1 rRNA gene (cut by a window edge) is annotated in these 2,500 nt (G+C 53.0%); it reads right to left on the reverse strand.

What is annotated here, in order from left to right:
* Positions 1-55 precede the first annotated feature (55 nt).
* Positions 56-2,500, reverse strand: a 23S ribosomal RNA gene (locus AC1DMK_RS30245); it runs 378 nt beyond the window's last position.

Genomic DNA, 2,500 nt, shown 5'->3' on the forward strand with positions numbered 1-2,500 from the left:
GCCCTGTCGGGACGAATGCTTTGCATTCGCCCTGAGATGAGCATGGTCAATGAGAACAATTAAGCCAATCGAGCTATTAGTACCGGTAAGCTTCATGCATTGCTGCACTTCCACACCCGGCCTATCAACGTGGTCGTCTTCCACGGCTCTGATAGGGAATACTCGTTTTCAGGTTGGTTTCCCGCTTAGATGCCTTCAGCGGTTATCCATTCCATATGTAGCTACCCTGCTATGCCCTTGGCAGGACAACAGGTCCACCAGAGATATGTCCATCCCGGTCCTCTCGTACTAGGGACAGATCCTGTCAATATTCCTACACCCACGGCAGATAGGGACCGAACTGTCTCACGACGTTCTGAACCCAGCTCACGTACCGCTTTAATTGGCGAACAGCCAAACCCTTGGGACCTGCTCCAGCCCCAGGATGCGATGAGCCGACATCGAGGTGCCAAACAACCCCGTCGATATGGACTCTTGGGGGTCATCAGCCTGTTATCCCCGGCGTACCTTTTATCCGTTGAGCGATGGCCCTTCCACGCGGGACCACCGGATCACTATGACCGACTTTCGTCTCTGCTCGACTTGTCAGTCTCGCAGTCAGGCGGGCTTATGCCATTGCACTCGACGACCGATTTCCGACCGGTCTGAGCCCACCATCGCGCGCCTCCGTTACTCTTTCGGAGGCGACCGCCCCAGTCAAACTACCCACCATACACTGTCCCGGATCCGGATAACGGACCGCGGTTAGACATCCATGACGATAAGGGTGGTATTTCAAGGATGGCTCCACAGAAACTGGCGTCCCTGCTTCAAAGCCTACCACCTATCCTACACATGCCGACACGAATGCCAGTGTAAAGCTATAGTAAAGGTGCACGGGGTCTTTCCGTCTGACCGCAGGAACCCCGCATCTTCACGGGGAATTCAATTTCACTGAGTCTATGTTGGAGACAGCGGGGAAGTCGTTACGCCATTCGTGCAGGTCGGAACTTACCCGACAAGGAATTTCGCTACCTTAGGACCGTTATAGTTACGGCCGCCGTTTACTGGGGCTTCGATTCAAAGCTTGCACCTCTCCTCTTAACCTTCCAGCACCGGGCAGGCGTCAGACCCTATACGTCGTCTTGCGACTTCGCAGAGCCCTGTGTTTTTGATAAACAGTCGCTACCCCCTGGTCTGTGCCACCCCACCATAGTTGCCTATAATGGGGTCACGCTTCTTCCGAAGTTACGCGTGCAATTTGCCGAGTTCCTTCAACATAGTTCTCTCAAGCGCCTTGGTATACTCTACCTGACCACCTGTGTCGGTTTCGGGTACGGTCTATACGGTGGAGCTATTTCCTGGAACCGCGTCCCTGCCCAGACAATCCAATAAGTCTGAACAAGTTGAGCAATCCGTCACTACCACCAGGCCCACGAATATTAACGTGGTTCCCATCGACTACGCATTTCTGCCTCGCCTTAGGGGCCGGCTAACCCTGCTCAGATTAACTTTAAGCAGGAACCCTTGGTCTTTCGGCGAGAGGGTCTCTCACCCTCTTTATCGTTACTCATGTCAACATTCGCACTTCCGATACCTCCAGGACCCCTCACAGGTATCCCTTCACAGGCTTACGGAACGCTCCGCTACCMCTAGATATCCGTTAGGATGTCTAAGCCTCAGCTTCGGTGCATGGCTTCAGCCCCGTTACATTTTCGGCGCAAAGACCCTTATTTAGACCAGTGAGCTGTTACGCTTTCTTTAAATGATGGCTGCTTCTAAGCCAACATCCTGGTTGTTTTGGGATCCTCACATCCTTTCCCACTTAGCCATGACTTGGGGACCTTAGCTGGAGGTTAGGGTTGTTGCCCTTTTCACGACGGACGTTAGCACCCGCCGTGTGTCTGCCGACTAGTACTCCCCGGTATTCGGAGTTTGGTTAGGATCAGTAAGACGGTGAGTCCCCATAGCCCATCCAGTGCTCTACCCCCGGGGGTATTCGGTCGACGCTCTACCTAAATAGATTTCGCGGAGAACCAGCTATTTCCGAGTTTGATTGGCCTTTCACCCCTAGCCACAAGTCATCCCAATCTATTGCAACAGATGCGGGTTCGGTCCTCCAGTTGGTGTTACCCAACCTTCAACCTGCTCATGGCTAGATCACTCGGTTTCGGGTCTAATGCAACAAACTAAATCGCCCTATTCAGACTCGCTTTCGCTTCGCCTACACCTACCGGCTTAAGCTTGCTTGTTACACTAAGTCGTTGACCCATTATACAAAAGGTACGCCGTCACCCAACCTTACTAAAAAGGCTCGGGCTCCGACTGTTTGTAGGCATCCGGTTTCAGGTTCTATTTCACTCCCCTTGTCGGGGTGCTTTTCACCTTTCCCTCACGGTACTTGTTCGCTATCGGTCATGCACGAGTACTTAGGCTTGGAGAGTGGTCTCCCCATGTTCAGACAGGATTTCTCGTGTCCCGCCCTACTCTAGGACAATGAGTGTTCTACGCGTACGGGGCT

This window comes from Rhizobium sp. 05L419 (assembly GCF_056397845.1).